The organism is Aquimarina rubra (genome assembly GCF_042684305.1).
GTDB classification, from domain to species: domain Bacteria; phylum Bacteroidota; class Bacteroidia; order Flavobacteriales; family Flavobacteriaceae; genus Aquimarina; species Aquimarina rubra.
In genome coordinates, this window is the sequence record NZ_JBHULE010000019.1 from 861,765 (window position 1) to 885,445 (window position 23,681).

General features: G+C 34.2%; 25 protein-coding genes. 20 read left to right on the forward strand and 5 right to left on the reverse strand.

Features of this window, described 5'->3' with window-relative positions:
* Positions 1–16: 16 nt before the first annotated feature.
* Positions 17–286 (forward strand): hypothetical protein, encoded by a 270-nt coding sequence (locus tag ACFSR1_RS12390; RefSeq protein ID WP_378292912.1) that lies wholly within the window; start codon positions 17–19, stop codon positions 284–286.
* A gap of 1 nt (position 287) precedes the next feature.
* Here the strand turns inward: ACFSR1_RS12390 and thiL are convergent, their stop codons facing one another.
* The gene (gene thiL / locus ACFSR1_RS12395) at positions 288–1,334 is read right to left on the reverse strand and encodes a thiamine-phosphate kinase (RefSeq protein ID WP_378292914.1); all 1,047 of its coding nucleotides are present in this window, start codon (positions 1,332–1,334) and stop codon (positions 288–290) included.
* A 74-nt stretch (positions 1,335–1,408) separates the two neighbouring features.
* Positions 1,409–1,924, reverse strand: a complete 516-nt coding sequence (locus ACFSR1_RS12400) for a hypothetical protein (RefSeq protein WP_378292916.1) — start codon at positions 1,922–1,924, stop codon at positions 1,409–1,411.
* A 221-nt stretch (positions 1,925–2,145) separates the two neighbouring features.
* On the opposite strand from ACFSR1_RS12400, the gene ACFSR1_RS12405 reads away from it, so the two are divergent.
* The 12 genes from ACFSR1_RS12405 to ACFSR1_RS12460 all read left to right on the forward strand — a co-directional run bounded on the left by ACFSR1_RS12405 (position 2,146) and on the right by ACFSR1_RS12460 (position 14,107).
* Positions 2,146–3,363 (forward strand): choice-of-anchor B family protein, encoded by a 1,218-nt coding sequence (locus ACFSR1_RS12405; RefSeq protein WP_378292918.1) that lies wholly within the window; start codon positions 2,146–2,148, stop codon positions 3,361–3,363.
* Positions 3,364–3,420: 57 nt separating this feature from the next.
* Complete coding sequence (locus tag ACFSR1_RS12410) at positions 3,421–4,854, forward strand: choice-of-anchor B family protein (protein WP_378292920.1); 1,434 nt, start codon at positions 3,421–3,423, stop codon at positions 4,852–4,854.
* 5 nt (positions 4,855–4,859) lie between these two features.
* The gene (locus tag ACFSR1_RS12415; protein ID WP_378292922.1) at positions 4,860–6,224 is read left to right on the forward strand and encodes a hypothetical protein; all 1,365 of its coding nucleotides are present in this window, start codon (positions 4,860–4,862) and stop codon (positions 6,222–6,224) included.
* A 2-nt stretch (positions 6,225–6,226) separates the two neighbouring features.
* Positions 6,227–6,982, forward strand: coding sequence for an MbnP family protein (locus ACFSR1_RS12420; protein WP_378292924.1), 756 nt, complete (start codon positions 6,227–6,229; stop codon positions 6,980–6,982).
* Positions 6,983–8,035 (forward strand): cytochrome-c peroxidase, encoded by a 1,053-nt coding sequence (locus ACFSR1_RS12425; protein ID WP_378292926.1) that lies wholly within the window; start codon positions 6,983–6,985, stop codon positions 8,033–8,035.
* A gap of 132 nt (positions 8,036–8,167) precedes the next feature.
* Positions 8,168–8,497, forward strand: coding sequence for a HesB/IscA family protein (locus tag ACFSR1_RS12430; RefSeq protein WP_378292928.1), 330 nt, complete (start codon positions 8,168–8,170; stop codon positions 8,495–8,497).
* Between the two features lie 44 nt (positions 8,498–8,541).
* Positions 8,542–9,987 (forward strand): Fe-S cluster assembly protein SufB, encoded by a 1,446-nt coding sequence (sufB, locus tag ACFSR1_RS12435; RefSeq protein WP_378292930.1) that lies wholly within the window; start codon positions 8,542–8,544, stop codon positions 9,985–9,987.
* Between the two features lie 26 nt (positions 9,988–10,013).
* Positions 10,014–10,424 (forward strand): hypothetical protein, encoded by a 411-nt coding sequence (locus ACFSR1_RS12440; protein WP_378292932.1) that lies wholly within the window; start codon positions 10,014–10,016, stop codon positions 10,422–10,424.
* A 32-nt stretch (positions 10,425–10,456) separates the two neighbouring features.
* A complete protein-coding gene (gene sufC, locus ACFSR1_RS12445; protein WP_378292934.1) occupies positions 10,457–11,209 on the forward strand; it encodes a Fe-S cluster assembly ATPase SufC in 753 nt (250 codons plus the stop codon).
* 2 nt (positions 11,210–11,211) lie between these two features.
* Entirely contained in the window at positions 11,212–12,525 is a 1,314-nt protein-coding gene (gene sufD / locus ACFSR1_RS12450; protein ID WP_378292936.1) for a Fe-S cluster assembly protein SufD, read from the forward strand.
* A 125-nt stretch (positions 12,526–12,650) separates the two neighbouring features.
* Positions 12,651–13,214 (forward strand): DUF2306 domain-containing protein, encoded by a 564-nt coding sequence (locus ACFSR1_RS12455; RefSeq protein ID WP_378292938.1) that lies wholly within the window; start codon positions 12,651–12,653, stop codon positions 13,212–13,214.
* Positions 13,211–14,107 (forward strand): YARHG domain-containing protein, encoded by an 897-nt coding sequence (locus ACFSR1_RS12460; RefSeq protein WP_378292940.1) that lies wholly within the window; start codon positions 13,211–13,213, stop codon positions 14,105–14,107. Before ACFSR1_RS12455 ends, ACFSR1_RS12460 begins: the two co-directional genes overlap by 4 nt.
* A gap of 83 nt (positions 14,108–14,190) precedes the next feature.
* Here the strand turns inward: ACFSR1_RS12460 and ACFSR1_RS12465 are convergent, their stop codons facing one another.
* On the reverse strand, positions 14,191–16,152 hold the full coding sequence (locus tag ACFSR1_RS12465) for an alpha/beta hydrolase family protein (protein ID WP_378292942.1): 1,962 nt from the start codon (positions 16,150–16,152) through the stop codon (positions 14,191–14,193).
* A 157-nt stretch (positions 16,153–16,309) separates the two neighbouring features.
* The gene (locus tag ACFSR1_RS12470; protein ID WP_378292944.1) at positions 16,310–17,662 is read right to left on the reverse strand and encodes a serine hydrolase domain-containing protein; all 1,353 of its coding nucleotides are present in this window, start codon (positions 17,660–17,662) and stop codon (positions 16,310–16,312) included.
* 78 nt (positions 17,663–17,740) lie between these two features.
* Between ACFSR1_RS12470 and ACFSR1_RS12475 the strand changes: the two genes are divergently transcribed.
* The 6 genes from ACFSR1_RS12475 (at position 17,741) to ACFSR1_RS12500 (ending at position 21,979) form a co-directional block, all read left to right on the forward strand.
* Positions 17,741–18,955, forward strand: coding sequence for an aminotransferase class V-fold PLP-dependent enzyme (locus ACFSR1_RS12475; RefSeq protein WP_378294506.1), 1,215 nt, complete (start codon positions 17,741–17,743; stop codon positions 18,953–18,955).
* A 13-nt stretch (positions 18,956–18,968) separates the two neighbouring features.
* On the forward strand, positions 18,969–19,424 hold the full coding sequence (locus tag ACFSR1_RS12480; protein WP_378292946.1) for a hypothetical protein: 456 nt from the start codon (positions 18,969–18,971) through the stop codon (positions 19,422–19,424).
* A gap of 40 nt (positions 19,425–19,464) precedes the next feature.
* The gene (locus ACFSR1_RS12485) at positions 19,465–19,887 is read left to right on the forward strand and encodes a SufE family protein (protein ID WP_378180051.1); all 423 of its coding nucleotides are present in this window, start codon (positions 19,465–19,467) and stop codon (positions 19,885–19,887) included.
* A gap of 51 nt (positions 19,888–19,938) precedes the next feature.
* Positions 19,939–20,265 (forward strand): DUF59 domain-containing protein, encoded by a 327-nt coding sequence (locus tag ACFSR1_RS12490; protein WP_091406545.1) that lies wholly within the window; start codon positions 19,939–19,941, stop codon positions 20,263–20,265.
* Positions 20,266–20,331: 66 nt separating this feature from the next.
* Entirely contained in the window at positions 20,332–20,841 is a 510-nt protein-coding gene (locus ACFSR1_RS12495) for a DUF2480 family protein (protein WP_378292948.1), read from the forward strand.
* Positions 20,842–21,031: 190 nt separating this feature from the next.
* A complete protein-coding gene (locus tag ACFSR1_RS12500; RefSeq protein ID WP_378292950.1) occupies positions 21,032–21,979 on the forward strand; it encodes a DUF3078 domain-containing protein in 948 nt (315 codons plus the stop codon).
* A gap of 64 nt (positions 21,980–22,043) precedes the next feature.
* Here ACFSR1_RS12500 and ACFSR1_RS12505 read toward each other — a convergent pair whose 3' ends face one another.
* The gene (locus ACFSR1_RS12505; RefSeq protein ID WP_378292952.1) at positions 22,044–22,475 is read right to left on the reverse strand and encodes a GNAT family N-acetyltransferase; all 432 of its coding nucleotides are present in this window, start codon (positions 22,473–22,475) and stop codon (positions 22,044–22,046) included.
* A 171-nt stretch (positions 22,476–22,646) separates the two neighbouring features.
* On the opposite strand from ACFSR1_RS12505, the gene ACFSR1_RS12510 reads away from it, so the two are divergent.
* Positions 22,647–23,672 (forward strand): DUF3078 domain-containing protein, encoded by a 1,026-nt coding sequence (locus tag ACFSR1_RS12510; RefSeq protein WP_378292954.1) that lies wholly within the window; start codon positions 22,647–22,649, stop codon positions 23,670–23,672.
* Positions 23,673–23,681: the final 9 nt, after the last annotated feature.

Sequence of the window (23,681 nt, forward strand, 5' to 3'; positions counted from 1 at the left end):
TTTAACCCCCACAAAGATGAAGAAATATACCCCACATTCGTCATTCTCCATTTCAAAAATCTACTGCGCTTTGTTCGGTCATGATTATGTTACTTCTAAACAGGTTACACATCATATTAAAGAATATACGTGCTCACATTGTGGTGAACAAGCCACAACTAATAGTAGAGGTAGATTAGAGGTGATGACACCAAAACTTAAGGAAATTAATGATGCATTAGCCTCTGTTCACGCTAAAAAAATTGCAAGAAATAAAGGTAAAATTAACCTACAAACTGCATCATAAATTATTCCTTTATTGGATTCCAGCCCTGTGCAATCAATTCGATTTTTTCGTTTGCTCTGGTTACCAATCCAATTCCGCTTTTCTCATCGGTCATATGACCAATTACGGTAAGATTAGGATTTGCCTTAATCTTCGGAAAATCTTCTTGCTTAATTGTAAACAATAATTCATAATCTTCTCCTCCACTAAGGGCTACTGTAGTACTATTTAATTTAAATTCCTCACATGTAGAAATAACCGCAGGATCCAGAGGTATCTTTTCTTCATATAGATTTACTCCTACTTTTGATTTTTTACATAAATGAATAACTTCAGAAGATAACCCATCACTGATATCTATCATGCTTGTAGGTTTTACTTCCAAAGCTTTAAGAAGTTCAAAAATATCTTTTCTTGCTTCAGGTTTCAGCTGTCGCTCGATCAAATAGGAATACTGGTCGAGATCCGGTTGTGAATTGGGATTGGCCTTATATACTTGTTTTTCTCTTTCTAATATCTGAAGTCCTAAATAGGCAGCTCCTAAATCACCGGTAACTACCAATAAGTCATTTTCTCCGGCACCATCACGATATACCAAATTTTCTTCATCCGCATAACCAACGGCCGTAATGCTTATCATAAGTCCGGTTGTAGAAGAAGTGGTATCACCTCCAACTACATCTATGTTATATATTTTAGCTGCGGTTTGAATTCCTGCATATAACTCTTCTAAAGCTTCTAATGGAAACCTATTAGATACTGCTATAGATACCGTGATCTGTGTTGCAGTGGCATTCATTGCATATACATCAGAAAGGTTCACCATTACTGCTTTATAACCTAAATGCTTTAGTGGAACATAAGATAAATCAAAATGCACTCCTTCAATCAATAGATCTGTGGTCAGGACACATTTCTTATTTTTAAAATCCAAAACCGCCGCATCGTCACCGATCCCTCGAATAGTAGATTCTTGTTTGATTTCAAAATTTTTACTTAAGTGGTCTATAAGACCAAATTCTCCTAATTCTGATAAGGATGTTCTTGATGTATTTTTATCTTCAATCATAATTGCAAAGGTAGCGAACAAGCTGATTTCATTGCATAAAAATCCCGAAAAAATCCGGGATTAATTTGTTTATTCTAAATACATTCTCGTTCGTAATTTACCACTGTAGAATCATTTATAATTTCTTCTTCTAAAAACGGGGTGTCTGAAATTATCGTCAGCTTATAACTGCCCTCTCCACCTGCACTCAGTCCCCAATCTCTTGCAACCGCAATGTGATACGTTGCATCTTCGGGTAACAAAATATTTCCTAAACTAACTTCTTCGTTCTGTCCTGTGCAACCGTAATGTGCGATTCCGCCATTAGTTAATAGATTTGGACCCCCTATCTCACCAAATTCAGCATAAACGTCTACTGCCACCACAGAATTCCCTGTGACTTCTTCAATATTTATTGAAATTCTAGAACCTGCTTTAAACTGGTATTGATAAATATCCTGGCATGTTTCGGATACATTACAATTCCATTCCCCTACTTTTTCAATAAGTGTAACACCCGGATTTATAACTGGTGAATCATCATTAGAACAACTAGCTAACAATGCTGTAATAACTACAATTACTATCTTTCTAAAAACTTGTGTTTTCATTTGTATGTCTTTTTATTGTTTTACGCTTTTATATCAATAGTTCTAAAATTTTGTTACCCGTTATGAAAGGATTTATCAAAAAACTGACAAGTTTTTACGTCCTTACTATGTGTTACCCTTACTTTTAGTTAACTTTCCTTCCTTAGGCTAGTAGGGTATTTGTTAATTTACTTGTTATATATATACCCTGCAGACCATTTATAAAAACAGTATTCTAAAACATGAAAAGATATCTTAGTAGTATAGTTTGTTTCTTAAGCTTTTTGTTATTTCTAAATTGTAGTAATGACGATGAAAATAACAATAGCAATCCTCTTGCTTGTTCAACCCAAAGTGAAGGAGGAATTTACACGAGTTGTGGTGTTGATTTCATTGCTTCCATATCACTTTCGGAAATGGGTGCGTCTTCAGGAAATGATAGTTGGGGATGGACAGATCCCAGCAGCGGTAAAGAATATGCAATTATGGGCCTTGATAATGGAACCGCTTTTATAGATATTTCTAGTCCCGAAACTCCGATATATTTAGGAAAACTTCCAACCGCAACATCAAGCAGTTCCTGGCGAGATGCTAAAGTATACGAAAATCATGCTTTTATTGTTAGCGAAGCTGCAGGTCATGGAATGCAGGTTTTTGACTTAACGACTTTAAGAAATGTAACTAATCCTCCTCAAACATTCACTGCAAACACTACATATACTGGTTTTGGAAGTGCACATAATATTGTGATTAATGAAAATACCGGATTTGCATATGCCGTTGGTACATCTACATTTGGAGGTGGTCCTCATTTTGTAAATATACAAGATCCAACAAACCCAGTAGCCGCAGGAGGTTTTATTTCTGATGGTGGAGACGCTTACAGCCACGATGCTCAAGTTGTTACATATAACGGACCAGATACGGATTACACAGGAAGAGAGATATTAATAGGCAGCAATCAAATTGAAATCGTGATTGCTGATATCACTGATAAAAATGATCCCAAAACAATCGCTACCCTTAGTTACGCCAATGTTGGATATACGCATCAAGGATGGTTTACAGAAGATCAGAGATTTTTCTTATTAGGAGATGAATTGGATGAATCACGTGTAGGTTTTAATACCAGAACAATTATACTTGATTTTGAAGATCTTGATAATCCAAAATTTCATATGGACTATACGGGCCCAACACCGGCAATCGATCATAATGGGTATGTGAAAGGAAATAAATTCTATTTAGCGAATTATAGAGCCGGAATCAGAATTATTGATATTTCGAACATCGAGTCAAAATCTATAAGTGAAATAGGCTATTTTGATACATTCCCTTCTAGTAATGCAGCCGGTTTTAACGGAGCCTGGAATGTGTATCCATATTTCGAAAGTGGAAACCTTGTCATTAGTGATATCAATGCAGGTTTTCTCTTGGTAAAAGAAAGTACTCCTGATTAACAAATCAAATTTAAACAACTCAATACTCACCATATAATCTCTTAACACCTTAAACCAATGAAGTATTTATTCACACTTAGCCTACTGCTCCTATCGTTAAGCATTTCTTCTCAAACCGTCTGTGATAATGGAATGGCCGGCTCTTTTCCTTGCGATAATTACGACCTTATGTCTCAGATTTCTTTAACAACAATGAATGCTGGAGCAGGAAATGACAGTTGGGGGTGGATAGATCCTTCGACAGGAAAAGAATATGCACTTATAGGACTTAATAACGGAACCGCTTTTATTGATATTTCAGATCCTTTGAGTCCTTTATATTTAGGAAAGTTACCAACAGCAACAACCAACAGCTCTTGGAGAGATGTAAAAGTATATCAAAATCACGCGTTTATCGTTAGTGAAGCATCTAATCACGGAATGCAGGTGTTTGATTTAACCAGATTAAGAAATGTTACCAATCCACCGCAAACTTTTACTGCCGATACTAGATATACTGGTTTTGGCAGCGCTCATAACATTGTAATCAATGAAAATACTGGGTTCGCATATGCAGTGGGGACAAGTAGGTCCGGAACCTATCGGGGAGGACCATTATTTATTGATATACGAGATCCTAAAAACCCTGTCGATGCCGGTGGTTTCTTATCTAATGGAGGGCAAGCTTATAGTCACGATGCTCAGGTAGTTACATATAATGGAACAGATACCGATTATACAGGTCGTGAAATATTGATCGGAAGTAATGAAATTGAAGTTGTAATTGCAGATATAACCGATAAAAATAATCCAGTGACTATTTCGACAATTGGATATACTAATATAGGTTATGTACATCAAGGCTGGTTTACAGAAGATCAACGTTATTTTTTGTTGGGTGATGAGACTGATGAAAGGAATGTTGGTTTCAATACTCGAACGATTATTTTTGATTTTGAAGATTTAGATAACCCGAAATTTCATATGAATTATTCTGGCCCTACGCCAGCCATAGATCATAATGGGTACGTAAAAGATAATAAGTTTTATCTGGCAAACTATAGGTCTGGTTTACGTGTAGTTGATATTTCGGATATTGCTAATAAAAACATATCAGAAATTGGGTCGTTTGACAGCTATCCTTCAAATGATAATGCGGGATTTAACGGCGCCTGGAATGTTTATCCGTATTTTAATAGTGGAAATATTGTCATCAGTGATATCGAAAGAGGGTTTTTGCTCGTTAGAGAGAGTAACACTTTAAGTGTAAACGACTTTACGCAGAAATCGGCATTCACTATGTATCCAAACCCAACAAAATCCGGTATTACAATTGATGGGATTAATACATCTGATTTAGAAAAAATAGAGATTTTTAATGTTTTAGGGAAAAAGATGCAGGAGATTACAAAATTCGACAATTCACAAAGCATCTACCTTGCACTTCATTATGCTCCCGGAATTTATCTGGTTAGAATAAATGATTTTACCAAAAAGCTAATTATTAATTAATGATTATGAAGAAACAACAATATTTCTTTCTGGTTTTCATTACCGTTTTTTTGCTGCTCTGTTTGGTAGCCTGTAGTAGTGATGATACTCCTGTAGAACCTAACAATCCTACTCCAGAAGGTTTCCAAGGTGAAGTAGAATGGATTAAAACCTTTGGCGGCAGTGGTGAAGACGATGCATTATCGGTGGTCGAATCTGAAGATGGAAGTTATGTCGTTTTTGGTTACACACAAAGTATAGATGGAGATATTGTAGATAAAACTGCAACAGATAGTGACTATTGGGTTCTAAAGATATCTAATGAAGGAAATGTTATTTGGAGTAAAACATACGGTGGTACAGCAGATGATAGAGGTCAGAAAATAATCAAAACTAATGACGGCGGTTATGCTTTGGTAGGATACAGCCGAAGTAATGACGGAGATGTTAGTATAAATGAAGGCCTACAAGATTATTGGATTCTAAAAATCAATGCTACAGGTGATATCCAATGGGAAAAATCATTTGGGTTTCCTGGTGTTGATCGTGCTTTTTCATTAATCCAAACCACTGATAATGGATATTTTATTACAGGATTTCTGGATGTATCAGCTAGTAACGGAGAAGGGAATGACAATAAAAATATTTCCCAAAAACATGGAGTTGGAGAATTTTGGGGAATTAAATTGGATGCGGCAGGTGATAAAGAATGGAGGCGTTATTTTGGCGGAACCAATAATGATAGAAGCTATGATGTTGTACAAACCGAAGATGACGGATTTTTAATGATCGGATCCTCAGAAAGTAATGATTTTGATGTCTCTAATAGCAATGGAAGCTATGATTTTTGGGTAGTTAAAGTAAATACAGAGGGAACCAAGGTTTGGGAAAAAACGTATGGAGGTTCTGAAATTGATGTGGGATATGCTATCGCCACATCAGGAGATGGCAAATATGTTATTGTTGGAGACTCTAGAAGTAACGACGGAGATGTTTCTGAATCTAGTGGTAACGCAGATCTATGGATGATCCAAATCGATGGCAATGGAAACCTCATCTGGGAAAAATCGCTTGGTGGTGCCGAGTTTGATACGGGAAGAGGAATTCACAAGACACAAAACGGCGGTTTCATCATTACAGGTAATTCTAGAAGTGATGATGGTGACATTACAGAAAACCAAGGTCAAAGTGATATCTGGAATGTTGTGATTGACAATAATGGTGATGTCATCTGGAAATCAACCTTAGGTGGTAGCGGTGAAGAATTTGCAGTTGGATGTATAGAGACTCAAGACAAAAAGATCATTATTGCCGGTAGTTCTGAAAGTAATGATGTAGATGTTCCTAATAATCGAGGTGGTAAAGACGTTATCATCATAAAATATAAATAAACATGAAAAAGTTTACGTTCATAGTATTTGTTCTAATGGCGGTAATATCTTGTAAAAATGATGATGCCCCTACATTTGGAACCTTGGAAATAAATTTTACAAATAAGGTCGGCACTGATCTGATTGGTTTAAATACTGCTTCTTATACAAATCAAAGTAACGAGTCTTATACTATAACAGAACTAAAATATATCATTAGCAATATTGTTCTGATCAAAGAAAATGGAGAAGAATTCATCTATCCGGTTGAGGATAGTTATTTTTTAATTAATGAAGAAATTCCCTCCAGTAAACGAATTACACTTAATAATATAGATACCGGTGTTTATAACAAAATTAAATTCGGATTTGGAGTGGATCAATCTAATTACCCTCTCAATGGAATAGCTAACTTCATTCCTACTGCCGAAGAAAATGGCATGCTTTGGTCTTGGTCTGCAGGATATAAGTTTCTAAAGTTCGAAGGTTCTTTTACTCCTCAGGGAGGAACCGCTGGTGATTTTCTATTACATATAGGAAGCCACGGAACTGCTTTGGATAACTATAAAGAAATTATACTAGATGCGTCCAGTATAATTACAATAGGAGATGAAACCACATCTAACCTATCAATTGACGCAGATATTGCTAAAATTTTTGATGGTATCAATACATACTCATTAGAACAAAAAAGTGATGTTCAGGTAGATCCCGTAAACGCGCCAATATTAGCAGAAAATGTAGGCACTATGTTTACGATAAATAGTAATTCTAATTAAATGATTAAAAACATAGGTTATATTATACTCATTCTTTTCGGAGCTGCCTGCAGTTCTGAGAAAGAAGATTATATCCCTATTGATCAAAATCCGAAACTAGAATTTACAGTCCCTTCCAATTTTCCAGAACCTAGTTATAATGTATCCCTTAACCCACCAACAGAAAAAGGATTTGAATTAGGTAAAAAGTTGTTTTATGATGGTCGACTGTCTTCAGATGGAGTTATTTCTTGTGGGTTCTGCCATATTCAGGATTTTGCTTTTACGCATCACACACACATTGTAAGCCATGGGGTCGATGGAGCTTTAGGAACGAGAAATGCACAGCCTTTACATAATTTGGCTTTTATGAACGAATTTACTTGGGATGGTGCTGCTATACACTTGGATCTGCAACCGATCATACCGATCACTGCAGAAGTGGAGATGAATGAGTCTTTTGGAAATATTATTAAAAAACTCGAAGAACAACCAGAATATGTAACCCTTTTTGCCGAGGCGTTTGAAGATCAAAAAATCAACTCTGAAAATATCCTCAAAGCATTAGCACAATTTACGATTATGATGATCTCATCAAACTCTAAATATGATAAAATAGAAAGAAATGAGGGTTCAGTTTTTACGCCGGATGAAGCAGCTGGTTTTGAGCTTTTTACATCAAAATGTGCTTCTTGTCACTCCGGAACTTTGTTTACTGATCAATCCTATCGCAATAATGGACTAGCTGTAGATCCGCAATACAACGACATCGGTAGAAACCGAGTTACTGGTCTGGCTTCTGACCTATATAAGTTTAAAGTGCCTAATCTCAGGAATATTGAACTAACATTTCCGTATATGCACGACGGAAGATTAAAAACCTTAAAAGATGTCTTAGATCATTACAGTGATGGAATGGTCGATTCTGAAACCTTAGATCCTATGTTCAAAAATTCTGAGGGAATGGTTACCGGAATTCCTCTGGCCGAAGAAGAAAAACAACAAATTATCTCCTTTTTAAAAACCCTTACCGATGACGATTTTGTAAATGATCATCGTTTTTCTGAATTTTAAAGTTCTTTGCCTGAATTTGTTATAGATTATACCTATTCTAATATATGTTAGATAAATGTTAGGTTATGTAAATAAAACCTACATATGTAGTATATTTGCAATCAATTTAGAATTAATCTATTTTATAATAGTATGATTAAGGTATCAGATACAGCTAAAAAGAAAGTCATAGAGTTGATGAGCGATGACGGTTATGACGCTTCTTCAGACTATGTTCGGGTAGGTGTTAAAAGTGGAGGTTGTTCAGGTTTATCGTATGACTTAAAATTTGATAAAAACCAGGAAGAAGGAGATAAAGTTTTTGAAGATAATGGAGTAAAAATAATTGTTGACAAAAAAAGCTTTTTATACCTCATTGGCACTACCCTAGAATATTCCGGAGGATTAAATGGAACCGGTTTCGTTTTTAATAACCCCAACGCTAATAGAACTTGCGGTTGCGGAGAAAGTTTTTCCCTTTAAAAATTTAAAAAAAAGATCCTGAATAAAGTTCAGGACTTAGTAAGATGGCATATACCGAAGACGACTTAAAAAAAGAATTAGAAACCAAAGAATACGAGTATGGATTTTATACAGATATAGAATCCGATACGTTTCCTGTTGGTCTAAATGAAGACATTGTTCGTGCGATTTCTAAGAAAAAAAATGAGCCAGAATGGATGACAAACTGGAGATTAGAAGCATTCAGAGCTTGGGAACAAATGGAAGAGCCGGAATGGGCTAACGTAAATTATGAAAAACCTAATTTTCAAGATATTTCATATTATTCAGCTCCTAATAAAAAGCCAAAATATGATAGTCTTGATGAGGTAGATCCAGAATTATTGGATACCTTCAAAAGGTTGGGTATTTCTTTGGATGAACAAAAAAAATTAGCAGGTGTTGCGGTAGACATAGTGATGGATTCTGTTTCGGTAGCAACAACTTTTAAAGATACACTTGCGGAAAAAGGAATTATATTCTGTTCTATTTCTGAAGCTATACAAGAACATCCAGAACTGGTAAAAAAACATATCGGATCCGTTGTTCCACAAAAAGATAATTTTTATGCAGCATTAAATTCTGCAGTATTTAGCGATGGTTCTTTTTGTTATATCCCAAAAGGTGTAAGATGCCCGATGGAATTATCCACGTATTTTAGAATCAATCAAGCGGGTACAGGTCAGTTCGAACGCACCTTAGTAATCGCTGATGAAGGTAGTTATGTAAGTTATCTGGAAGGGTGTACTGCTCCTTCTAGGGATGAAAATCAATTACACGCTGCCGTAGTAGAACTAATAGCCTTAGATAGTTCGGAAATTAAGTATTCTACAGTACAAAACTGGTATCCCGGTAACGCTGAAGGAAAAGGTGGAGTTTTTAATTTTGTAACGAAGCGAGGTATTTGTGAGGCAAATGCAAAAATTTCCTGGACTCAGGTAGAAACTGGGTCTGCAGTTACTTGGAAATATCCTTCTTGTGTACTTAAAGGAGATAACTCGGTTGGTGAATTTTACTCCATAGCTGTTACTAATAATTTCCAGCAAGCCGATACAGGTACTAAGATGATACATTTAGGAAAGAATACTAAAAGTACCATTATTTCTAAAGGTATTTCTGCCGGAAAATCACAAAATAGTTATAGAGGATTAGTACAAATAAATAGTAGAGCAACGAATGCTCGTAATTTTTCTCAGTGTGATTCTTTGTTGATGGGCAATGAATGTGGCGCTCATACGTTTCCTTATATTGAAGCAAAGAATAAAACTGCTCAAATAGAACATGAAGCGACTACCAGTAAGATTGGAGAAGATCAAATTTTTTACTGTAACCAAAGAGGTATCGATACAGAAAAAGCAATTGCTTTGATTGTAAACGGTTTTAGTAAAGAGGTGTTGAACAAACTCCCCATGGAATTTGCGGTAGAAGCCCAAAAACTTTTAGAAATTTCTCTGGAAGGTTCTGTAGGATAAAGTGTTTAACTAACAAATTCGCACAAATGAAAAAATCATTTCTTCTTATCATCGTAAGCCTATTAATTTTTTCCTGTAAAAATGAAAAAAAAGAGTCATCTGATATTGAAACTACTCTAATTCGTGGAGAATATATTTTAATTAATAATGCAGGTGTCCTAAAAGGTAAAGATTTTATTTATGGAGTTATCGTTGATGATATGGCTCAACAATTAGCAGAAAAAGTAAAGCCGTTACAACGAGAAGAATATGATATGGTACCCGTTGTAGTGAATGGTGTCATAAAGCCTAATACAGAAGAAGGTTGGCCTGAAGTTGTGGAAATAAAAGAAATTGTTGGTGTAAGTGAGCCAACTTCAGAATTACCTACAAAAATAAAATCTTCAGATTCGGAAGAACAATCCAGTGAGCCCGGACATGAAGGTCACAATCACTAAAAAATTTATTTAAATAGATATAAAAATACAAGATGTTAGAAATTAAGGATTTACACGCTAGCGTTGAAGACAAGGAAATTTTAAAAGGTCTTAATCTACATGTAAAAGCAGGAGAAGTTCACGCAATAATGGGTCCTAACGGTGCCGGGAAAAGTACATTAGCTAGTATTGTGGCGGGAAAAGAGGAATATGAAGTAACAGAAGGTAACATCCTGTTAGATGGTGAAGATATAGAAGAATTAGCAGCAGAAGAACGTGCTCATAAAGGAATTTTTCTTTCGTTTCAATATCCGGTGGAGATTCCTGGAGTTACGGTTACTAATTTCATGAAAACCGCTATCAACGAAACCAGAAAAGCTCAAGGACTCGAAGAAATGCCGGCTAAGGATATGCTGAAGAAAATTCGTGAAAAATCTGAATTATTAGATATCGATCGTAAATTTTTATCTCGTTCCCTTAACCAAGGATTTTCTGGAGGAGAGAAAAAACGTAACGAAATATTCCAAATGGCGATGATGGAGCCAAAATTGGCTATTTTGGATGAAACAGACTCTGGATTAGATATTGATGCATTACGTATCGTAGCTAATGGCGTAAATAAATTAAAAAGCAAGGACAATGCTGTCATAGTAATTACTCACTATCAGCGCTTATTGGATCATATCGTACCTGATTTTGTACACGTTTTGTATGATGGAAAAATAGTAAAGTCCGGAACCAAAGAACTTGCTTTAGAATTGGAAGAAAAAGGATACGATTGGATTAAAGAAGAGATAAACGCATAATTATGGAGCTAAAAGAAAAATTAGTATCTTCTTTTCTTGCTTTTGAAAATACAGTAGATGTAGACGCTCCTGTTCATGATATCAGAAGTCAAGCAATAAAAGTCTTTGAAGAAAAAGGATTTCCTTCTAAAAAAGAAGAAGCCTGGAAATATACTTCGCTAAATGCGATACTAAAGCACGATTATAGTATTTTTCCTAAAGAAGAAAATGCCCTTGAATTTAAGGATGTAAAAAAGTACTTTCTTCATGATTTAGATACTTATAAAATCGTATTTATAGATGGTAAATACTCATCGCATTTATCAGAAACCACCCATGACAAGATTGATGTTTGTTTAATGTCGTCTGCGCTGAGCCACGAAAAGTACAAGCCAATTATTGACAATTATTTTAATAAAATTGCTCCACAAGACGGTTTGACTTCATTAAATACTGCTTTTTCTAAAGAAGGAGCTTATATCTATATCCCGAAGAATAAGCAAGCAGACAAACCAATACAGATCATTCACTTTTCTACAGGAAAAGAATCAACACAACTTTTACAACCTCGTAATCTTATCGTTGTTGAAGAAAATTCGCACGTACAGATCATTGAGCGTCATCAGAGTTTAACTGAGAATTCAGTTTTGACAAACTCAGTAACCGAAATTTTTGCTGATAAAAGGGCTTTTGTTGATTATTATAAAATTCAGAATGACCATGAGAATGCTTCGTTAATAGATAATACACATATCCAACAACAAGCACAAAGTGTGGCATCTGTACATACATTTGCTTTTGGAGGAAACCTGACCAGAAATAATTTAAATTTCTATCAGAAAGGAGAAGGTATTGATTCTATCCTTAATGGCGTTACTATTATCGAAGGTAAGCAACATGTAGACCACAACACGCTGGTTCACCACACCGAACCTAATTGCGAAAGTCACCAAGACTACAAAGGTATTTTTGACGAAAGAGCCACAGGTGTATTTAATGGTAAAATCATAGTAAATAAAGAGGCTCAGAAAACCAATGCTTTTCAGTCTAATAATAATATTTTATTGAGTGACAAGGCAACGATTAATTCTAAACCTCAGCTAGAGATTTTTGCTGATGATGTAAAATGTTCTCACGGTTGTACCATCGGTCAGTTAGACGAACAAGCTTTGTTCTATATGAGATCCCGAGGAATTGGAGAAAAAGAAGCAAGAGCCTTATTAATGTATGCTTTTGCAAATAACGTATTAGAAAGCGTAAAAATACCTCAGCTAAAACAACGAATCAACAAGTTAATTGCCAACAAGCTTGGTGTAAACATTGGATTTGATTTGTAGAAACAAATAATCGTAACATATACTAAACCTCTTCATATATTTGTTGAGGTTTTTTTATTTTTATGCAGAAAGTTACCATATATCAAATAGTGCTCCTGATACTGTATACCTTCTTTTGTATATTGATGTTTCAGATTACACTTCAATACTTTCCTATTGATTTTGATGTGGCATTTTTAAGAATCAAGCAACAGTATATTCATTTTACACATTATAAAATTGCATTTTATGTTCACGTAACATTCTCTGTTTTTTCCTTATTTGCAGGATTTACACAATTTTCTAAAAAGGTAAGAACAAAGTACGCCAAAGTTCATAAAATTGTTGGCTGGATGTATTTAGTATCCGTGCTACTACTTGCTGCACCATCCGGACTTATTATTGGATATTATGCCAATGGTGGTTTCTGGTCTCAACTTGCCTTCTGTTTATTAGCTATTGGTTGGTTTTGGTTTACTTTAAAAGCGTTTTTAGCAATTAAACAAAAAGACTATCAAAAACATCAAATTTTTATGATCAGAAGTTTTGCTTTAACATTATCTGCTATAACTTTACGCTTATGGAAATACCTGATTGTTCTGGTTTTTCAGCCAAGACCTATGGATGTATATCAAATTGTAGCATGGTTAGGTTGGGTATTAAATCTTATTATTGCAGAAATCATTATTATAAAATATATTAAAAAATGAAAAACGCCATCTTCTTAGTATTTGCTCTACTTATTATCTCTTGTAAAAAAGAAGTACAAAAAGAAAAAGTTGAAACAACTTCAACTTTAGAAAATGAAATTATTAAAGAAAAGAATGATACAGTGATTGAAAAAGTTTCTAAATCAGATCATACATATTTGTTAGGTTATTATGTAGGTTATTTTGAAGCATCAGAATTTACTGATACTAACATCACTCCATCATATTCCAATAAAATAAACATCTCTATTGACCAAATTAAAGCTGACTCTATTTTTGGTCATTCTGTCGTTGCCGGAAACGAAAGACCATTCAAGGGAACCTTTGACAAAACTTCTTTTTTCGCTAAAGCTTCAGAACCTGGCGATGACAAATATGATGGTGTTTTTGAAATTAAATTTTTACCAGGACAAAACGAAATTAAAGGAATCTGGATAGCAAACAACGAAAACTTATCCGTAACAAAAAGAAAGTACAAGCTTACCAAAAGAAAATTTAAATATGACTCCATGTTAAATTTAGATTTCGATGTTGACTATGATTACAATTTAGCTTTGTATAATTCTCAAGAAGATGAAAATGGAGAATTGGAGGCGATAAGTGCACAAATTATTGGTAAACTTAATGCTTCTACTCAAGAACTAACCAATCAAGATATTGAAAACCTAAATAAAGGAGAATTAGAAGTCCTTAGAAATCTAATTTATGCCAGACATGGGTATTCTTTTAAAAACCGAAAAATGCGTTACTTTTTTGACAGTCAAATTGATTGGTATATTCCAGTGTCTACAGATGTCAGAAATGAATTAACAGATCGAGAAAAGAAAAACATTGATTTGATTAAGCGTTATGAGCAACACGCGGAGAGATACTATGATTATTTTGGGAGGTAATTGAACTTCCAGACCTCACAGGTTTTAGAAACCTGTGAGGTCTGGTGAGAAACAAGCCTCTTCATATATTTGTTGAGGTTTTTTTAATTTCCTAAATGCTTTTCTATAAAAAGTAGCTCTGCCTCTACTTTGTGCAATTTATTAGAAGGTTTTCTATAGATATGTCCTTCATTTTTATAAATTAAAAGTTCAACAGGTGCTCCTAGTTCTTTTAACGTATAATACATAGCATAAGCATTATGTGTTGGAACCCTTACGTCTTTTCCTCCGTGAGTTATTAATGTTGGAGTTTTAATGTTTTTAGCATAAAGAAAAGCACTCTCTTTATCAAACAATTCTGGATTATTCCAATAATGCAATTGATTAAACTTAATCAATTGTCCTATATCACCATCTCCAGTACCAAAACTTGCACGCTCATTCCATATTCCGCAACTCGGTAAAGCAACTTTAAAAATATCTGTATTCCCTATAATCCAATTTGTTAACTGACCACCGTAACTAGCTCCTTTTATGACCATTTTGTCTTTATTTGCCCATTTTTTAGCTAGTATATAAGCAACACCTGTTAGAATGTCATCTGATGGTCTAGAACTCGGATAACCATTTAGAGAATCCACAAACTCTTGTCCACGACCTGTACTACCTCTATAATTGGGTAATAAAACCAGAAAACCCTTAGATGCCAATAATGAAGGTGCGTAATAATAATGTAATCCTCCTAGTGATATCGCTTCAGATCTACTTGACCGAGGACCGCCATGTATATCAACAACAAAAGGCAAATTTTTAACCCCTTTTTTTCCTGGAGGCCACATTAAAACTCCTTCTATAATTTCTCCTGAAGAATTCTTCCAACTTATTTTCTCTATTTCCGGATTAGGTTGGGCACTAAGAGAGCTATTAAAGTCACTAATTTTAATTGGATTTTTTAGTTCTTCTATCGTTCTTGCAATGTATACTTCTTCAAACGAAGAATTTGTAATCATTGAAAAAGCCATTAGGTTTTTGTCATTATCGTTTTCAAAATTACTAATAGTACCTTTATGATCACTTATTCTTTCAAATCGTCCATCTTTATAAAAATAGAAGTTAGATGTAGTCGACTGCTGAGCATTAAGGATAATTTTACTACCCTCTAGCGTTATATAATTTCGAATCCTTCCTTTGAAATTACCCAGTTTTTTTTGATCACCATTCGTTGGATTTATTATGGAAAGCCAGTTAAACACTGAATTATAATGTTTTATCTTAGGGTTTCCCGAGAAATGAGATAAGATCTTATCCTCACCAAACCAATTAGATTCATCCCAAACATAATCATTAGTAAGTTGCTTTTTTAACTCCCCATTTGTTGCATCAATAAGATAAGTGTGTGAATCTGCATACGAGTTATTATCAAAATATGTAGAATAATTATAGTTTGAATAAAGTATATTCTTTTTATCAGGAGAAATATCAAAATGAACTACGTTTTTTTCCAAAGTAAATAAAGAATCTATTTTCCCTGTTTCAAAATTTATTTTCTTGAAAATGGTATGAATCTCATTCTTTGCTTTAGGAAAACTTAAAATATCTTTTTGACTTTTATCTTCATTTTTTTTCTTTGATTCTAAAAAAACAAGAGTGGTAGCATCTAGTATTTTATAATACGACAATTCCTTAAGTTTTTCTCTCTCCTTTAATAATGGAGTTACTTTTGTTGGATTATTATTAGGTGTTTTAAACAAGCTATATCCTATGCTGTCTTTTGCCTTAAAAATCAAATAACGACTATCGTTGGTCCAGTTAAGTTGGGATATTGTATTATTAAAAAACTCTATTTTAGTTTTAGAAATTGCTTTGCCCTGATCATTTATTTCATAATACCACAACATTTTTTCTGTTGAATTCTTTTCTAAATCATCATAAGAAGTAATCACTGCAATATAGTTTCCGTTAGGAGAAATCGAAATAGTATTTACACTAACTTGCGAGAGGTATTCTTTTACATCATAACCAGTGTTTAATTGTAATTCTTGCGCTAGTATTGTTAGTGACATCATTATCATTGTGCACAACAAAACTCCATTTCTTTTTAGTGTAAACAAAAAGCCGTTCATTATAATTTTTTAAAATTTCAGGTATAAATGTCGTGAGATTTATCCTGATAATTTGTTTTTTATTAAACAACTTGTATAAAAATCAAGACATGCCTCGCAATTACCGTATCGCTCCAACAATATCTTTTAAAAATGTATTAAAATCCACACCAGCATCACCAATCAATCCAAAACGTACAATAACTAAATCCTTAGAAGGGATAATAAAAACCCGTTGTCCCTGAAAACCATTAGCAGAATACATATCTCTGGGAGCGTCTGGGTAAAAACCGCCTGCATTCAACCAAAAATGACCGCCATAATCGTCTTCTGATGTTGGACTTGGTGTCGTAACATAATCCACCCAATCAGAATTAAAAATTTGCTCTCCATTCCAATTACCTTTATGAAGATATAGCAATCCAAATTTCGCCCAATCTCTAACCGTTCCCCAAGCATAAGAAGAACCCACATAATTTCCTGCCATATCCGTTTCTATAAGCATAGAATGCATCCCGATTTTATCAATAAATTCTCGATACGGAAAATCAAGATACTCCTGATAACTATCAAACTGTTTTCTCAGAATTCCAGATAACAGATTAGAAACACCAGATGAGTAATACCAATATTCATTCGGTTTATGCATTGCTTCCTTATGTATCTGCGCTTTGGTCATATCTTCATCTAAATATAACATTGTCGTTGCATCAGAGATCGATCCATAATCTTCATCCCAGGCCAAACCACAATTCATTTGTAATAAATTATTGATCGTTATTTCTTTTCGCTCATCATTCTGCCATTCTTTTATAGGCGCTTTTTCATGAATATTAATCTTACCTTGTTTTTGTAACACTCCGTAGTTGGTGGCTAATATACTTTTGGTCATAGACCATCCTAACAGAATAGAATTCTGGTCTAAACCATCTACGTATTTTTCTGCTATTATCTGATCTTTATAAATGACCAATACCGCTCGTGTTTTTTGTATGCTTTCTCCTTCCCCATCAAAAATCGAAGAAACTGTAGTTTTTATTTTTTGATAATCAACGTTTTCAAAAACTGTATCTTTTTGAGGAAGATCTCCATACGGAAAAGGCAGATTTTTTTTAGTCTTATTTCGGTTTGGTTTTAGATACGATGCTTTTTCATCAAATTCATCATTAATCAATACACTCCCTAGACCTTCTCTATACAGTGCTTTTCGTTCGTTAAGTCCAAAAACCGAAGCAACAGCAGATTTTTCGTTCATATTGACCTCATCCTCCGCCAAATGAATCGGAGCAAAATTGTTATCCTGCGCATCTGTAAATTCTACAGTACGATTTCCTATAAAAACAGAAGAAGCCATATTCTTGGCAGAATATCCCGACACTATCGTAAGCTTAGGATAATTCCAAAAAACAGATACAATTATAATCCCAACAATTCCTATGAATCCATATCCTAAAATCTTTTTAAATCGCTTCATTGAGTAAGGTGTTAAATCCTTTTAAAAATAAACAATATCACTTAGAAATAGTTCCTATTTTTGCAGAAAGAAATTGATATGATAGATGTACAGAAGATACGAGAAGATTTTCCAATTCTTAAGAGAGAAGTAAACGGAAAACCTTTAGTGTACTTTGATAATGCTGCCACTTCACAGACTCCACAAGTTGTGATTGATTCTATTGTGGATTATTATAGTAATTATAATGCCAATATTCATCGTGGTGTACATACCCTATCACAAGAAGCTACAGATGCCTATGAGATTGCTCGTAAAAAAATACAGCAACATTTTAATGCGAAACATACTCACGAGATCATCTTAACCTCTGGAACAACGCACAGTATCAATATTGTAGCTACAGGTTTCACTAATTTATTGGTTAAAGGAGATGAAATCATCGTTTCTGCTCTAGAACACCACTCCAACATCGTTCCCTGGCAAATGCTTTGTGAAAGAACGGGAGCAATTCTTAAAGTGATTCCTATGAATGAAGAAGGAGAGCTCTTAATGGATGTCTATGATCAACTACTTTCTGATAAAACAAAATTGGTCTTTACCAATCATATCTCTAATGCCCTCGGAACTATTAATCCTATCGAAGAGATTATACGAAAGGCTCATCATGTAGGAGCTGCAGTATTAATTGACGGAGCACAATCGTGTCCGCATATAAAACCGGATGTTCAGGATCTTGATGTAGATTTTTATGTAGCTTCTGCGCATAAACTTTGTGGACCTACCGGTGTTGGTTTATTATACGGAAAAGAGGAATGGTTGAATAAATTACCTCCTTACCAAGGTGGTGGAGAAATGATAGACCAGGTAACTTTCGAAAAAACTACCTACGCTGGCCTTCCGCATAAATTTGAAGCTGGAACTCCTAATATTTGTGGAGGTATTGCCTTTGGAGTAGCTTTAGACTATATGAATAGTATTGGTTTTGATAACATCGCCCAATATGAAAACGAATTACTGGACTACGGAACTCAAAAACTTTTGGAAATTGAAGGTTTGAGAATCTACGGAACTTCTAAAAACAAAACTTCTGTGATATCTTTTAACTTAGAAGGTATTCATCCTTATGACGTTGGTTCGATCGTAGATAAATTAGGTGTAGCTGTCCGCACAGGTCACCATTGTGCACAACCTATTATGGATTTTTATAAAATTCCGGGAACAATTCGTGCCTCTTTTTCTTTTTATAATACCAAAGAAGAAATTGATATTCTGGTAGAAGCTGTAAAAAAAGCAAAAACGATGTTGAGTTAAAAATATTTGAATTATGCGAAGTATTCTTTATACCATTTCAATCATCTTCTTTTTAGGATCTTGTAAAGAAACCAAGATAATTGCTCAAAACTTACCTGATGCACAAGAAAAGATGGTGCTTGTTGAATACGAAGCAATATCCAGAGGTTATTTTTTTGCTGTTAAGATTACTAATGATTCGATTACCAAATTCAAAGACAGGAATAAACAGGAATCTGTTTCTGTGTCGTGTCCGGAAAAGGATTGGAATACAATTATTTCATATTTAAAGAAATTAGAATTAGAAAAAATCTCGGATCTACAAGCACCGAGTGATAAACGTACCTTTGATGGTGCAGCACATGCACAGCTAAAAATCACCACAACTAAAGAAACATATACTTCTACTAGTTTTGACGACGGTAATCCTCCTCAAGAATTAAAACCATTAGTTAATACTATCTTATCATTGACAGAAAGTATTGAATAGCAAAGATTCATGTTGTACTTTTGTCAAAAATTGTAAGTATATGTCGATACAGGAACTTCAGGAAGAGATTGTTGATGAATTTAGCATGTTTGATGACTGGATGCAGCGCTATGAATACATGATTGATCTCGGTAAATCACTTCCTTTAATTGATGAGAAATACAAAATTGATGAAAATATCATAAAAGGCTGTCAAAGCAAGGTATGGGTGCATGCAGAAATGAAAGACGATAAAATTGAATTTACTGCAGATAGTGATGCTATTATCACCAAAGGTATTATTGCTATCCTTATCAGAGTGTTTTCTGGTCAACATCCTAAAGACATTATAGAAGCAAACACAGATTTTATTGATGAAATCGGTCTAAAAGAACATTTATCTCCAACCAGAGCTAATGGATTGGTGAGTATGATCAAACAATTAAAAATGTATGCCATCGCATACCAAACACAACTAAATTAATTTGTCGTTCAATGTCAGGCTGAGCCTGTCGAAGTCGATCAAAAATATACTATGAGCGAGACTAACATAGACACCACAGAACTTGGAGAAAAAATTGTAAGAGTACTTAAAACGATTTACGATCCAGAAATTCCGGTTGACATATATGAACTAGGATTAATATATGATGTTTTTGTAAATGAGGATTATGATGTAAAAATCTTGATGACTCTTACATCTCCTAATTGTCCGGTTGCAGAATCATTACCGGAAGAGGTGAAAGAAAAAGTGAAATCATTAGATGCTGTAAACGATGTAGAGCTGGAGCTTACCTTTGAACCGACGTGGACACAAGATTTGATGAGCGAAGAAGCTAAGCTAGAACTAGGAATGTTATAATTCATTGCTCTGTCATCTCGAGCGGAGTCGAGAGATGAATCGTTCTAATTAAATTTTATCCTATTTATGGAAGAAGAAATTATCAATAGAGTCGCTAATAACAAAAACCTGATCACATTTGATCTGGAAGACCACTATCCAGAAGGAGAGCGTGTGTTATTTGACATAAAAGATTGGCTTTATGAAGGTTTCATTCTTCGTGAAAAAGATTTCAGAAAACACGTATCTGATCATGATTGGAGCCAGTATAAAGACAAGTATGTTGCTTTAAACTGCTCATCGGATGCGATCATACCAGGTTGGGCATATATGTTATTAACCAGTGCACTCATCCCTTTTGCCAAAAAAGTAGCGGTTGGTTCTTTAGAAGACTTAGAGACTATCCTATACGCACATATCATTAATAAAATCGATATTTCTGAATACCAGGATAAATTTTTGATCATTAAAGGATGCTCTAACAAACCCGTTCCTGAGAGCGCATATATAGAGCTTATCCAAAAACTACAACCAGTTGCTAAAAGCATCATGTACGGAGAAGCATGCTCTTCAGTTCCTCTGTTTAAGAGAAAATAGTTCATTTCATCCCTTAAAGCTGTTTTTTATCGAAAATCTCTTTTGCAATTACATTGTTTTACATTGAAAAACGTTACTTCAATTATATTTGCCAACGCAAAATTTTACATAAATCTTGAACTTGTTTTTACAAAAACGTTCTTTTAAGAGGCTTTTTAGTTTAAAAACAAACTACTTAAAACTATTAATTATGAAAAAAATCGCATTCATTTTTATTTTCATGTTAGCAGGTATCCAAATTGGTCTTGCACAAACAGAGGAAGAATTAAAAGCTACATTAGCTGCAAAAAAAGATTCAATTGCCGCAATACAGGGAAGAGCTAATGCTATCCAGTCGCAGATTGATGCTTTACCCGGATGGAAAATTGGTGCTTTTGGTACAATTGGAGGAAGTATTTCTGGGTTTAATAACTGGTTTTCTCAAGGTATTCCTAATAATGAAGCAGGAACAATTGGTATTACTGTAAATGCGTATGCTAATTTGTTACAAGAAAAATACTTTTGGAGAAATAGTGCTAATGTTAACCTTGCTTGGGTAAAATTGGATGATAAAGATGATCCAACAGATGATGATAGCTTCAGAGAATCAACAGATGTATTTAATATTACTTCGTTATTTGGTTACAAGCTTACTAAAACATTAGCTGTTTCGACATTGGCAGAATATAGAACTTCTGTATTAAATAATTTTAACGATCCGGGATACTTAGATCTTGGTGTGGGTATTACCTGGACTCCTATTAACAACTTAGTAGTAGTGGTACATCCTCTTAACTACAATTTTGTATTTAGCGAAGGAGCAGCGCAATATGAGTCTTCTTTAGGTGCAAAATTAGTTGCAGACTATACGCGTAAAATCGGAGCGATAAACTTTAAAACTAATCTTTCTGCTTTCTTAAGCTATGAAGATGGTGATTATTCTAACTGGACTTGGACCAATTCTTTCTCTTATACTTTATGGAAATCTATTGGTGTTGGATTTGATTTTGGACTTAGAGGAAATAAACAGGAAGCATTTAATTATTCCCTAGCACAGGACGCTCTATTAGTTCCTCCACCAACTGATGTGAGAACATTAGAGAATACAGATAATGAGTTACAATCTTTCTGGAATCTTGGATTGAGTTACTCTTTCTAAATAGAAAAATATTCTATTACCAAAAAAGGGCATCCAGGTATCTAGATGCCCTTTTTTATTTCTGTCATTTCTTTAACTCCATATAAAACTCATATCGATCTTCTCCGATAGTTTTAAAACCATTTCTCTCGTATAGATACCTTGCCCGATTTTCTTTTAGTACTTTCAAAACTAAACTTTTATGGAGAGATTTTGACAATTGTATCATATGATTAAGAAGGAAGTTGCCAATGCCTTTTCTCTGATAACTTGGTAGTATCTGAAGCTGAAGTATTTCTATTGCATTACTGGTTTCAATATACTTTAGCAAACCAATTCTTTCATCCAGTTGTTTTACTATATATGCCTCGTTAAAATGGAATTTTACTCTGGATAAGTGCTGATCATCTGATAAATGCAGTCCTGCTTTTTCTAGATGTTTAACCATTGTTAATTTTCTCAGCTTTACTAAAAACACGATATCTTTATTTTGTGCCTTAACTAATTCTATGTGCATCCTCTTTTTACTGGTATAATTTTGTAAATATTATATACTATTTTAAAAAAATTAAAGTTCTTTTAAAACAACAATCACTCTTTGTAGAATAACTATTTTGGCTCAATGTAGCCATATTTGAATAAGCTGTGCGCATAAAGTATATTTGTGCACCATTTTATTATTTATATTATGCGAAAGGTTGTTTTATTTGTTTTTTTATTCATTTCTATTTCCGAGACGATTGGTCAGGAAAAGAAAGAAGTAAAGCAACTAGATTCTATTCAGGTTCGATTAGAAAGATCATTAGATAGTTTATTAAAAAATACAACCAAAGAACTCAATACAATAGTTCTCAAAAAATTATTAAAAAAACTAAATCCTAAACCGGTAAAAAAACCACATATTGGGTGGAGATCTATCGGTAAATTTGCTTTTTTCTTCAATCAATCTGCTTTTAATAATGACTGGCAAGGAGGAGGAACTTCTAATGTAGCCAGTAACATTGCCCTTAATTATGAGTTCAACTATAAAAAAAATAGTCTGACCTGGGATAATAAAATCCTCGCTGATTATGGTATAACATTTTTGAAAGGAGAAAACTTTGCTCGCAAAACGAATGATAGAATAGAATTTAACTCACGATTAGGACAACGAATTGGAGAAAGCCTCTGGAATTATTCGTTATTTGTTAATTTTAGATCTCAATTTGCCACAGGATATAGTTTTAGTAAAGATCCGGATACTGATGAAACCATTCGAACAGAAGAAACTCATTTCTTTTCTCCAGCTTTTATACAAATAGGTCCCGGATTACTGTGGAAAAAAAGTGACGATTTTAATGTCAATATTGCTCCTGTAACTTCGCGTATGATTTTCGTAGATGATCAGTTTACTTCTATTCCTGATTATGAGGATGGCGACTATTTTGGTGTAGATGCAGGCAGGAGTTCCAGATTTGAATTTGGTGGATCTTTAGCTGCTTATGCAAAATTTGAGATCATCAAAAATATCACTATGGAAAATATACTTAATCTATACACCAACTATATAGAAGACCCTTATAATGTGGATATTGATTATACACTAAACCTCAATCTGGTCGTCAATAAATACATTTCTGGAAGTTTTGCTTTTCAGGCAATCTATGATGATAATGCAACCGGTGGATTTCAGATACGAGAAGTTATCGGATTAGGACTAAATTATGAGTTTTAAACCTCTTCT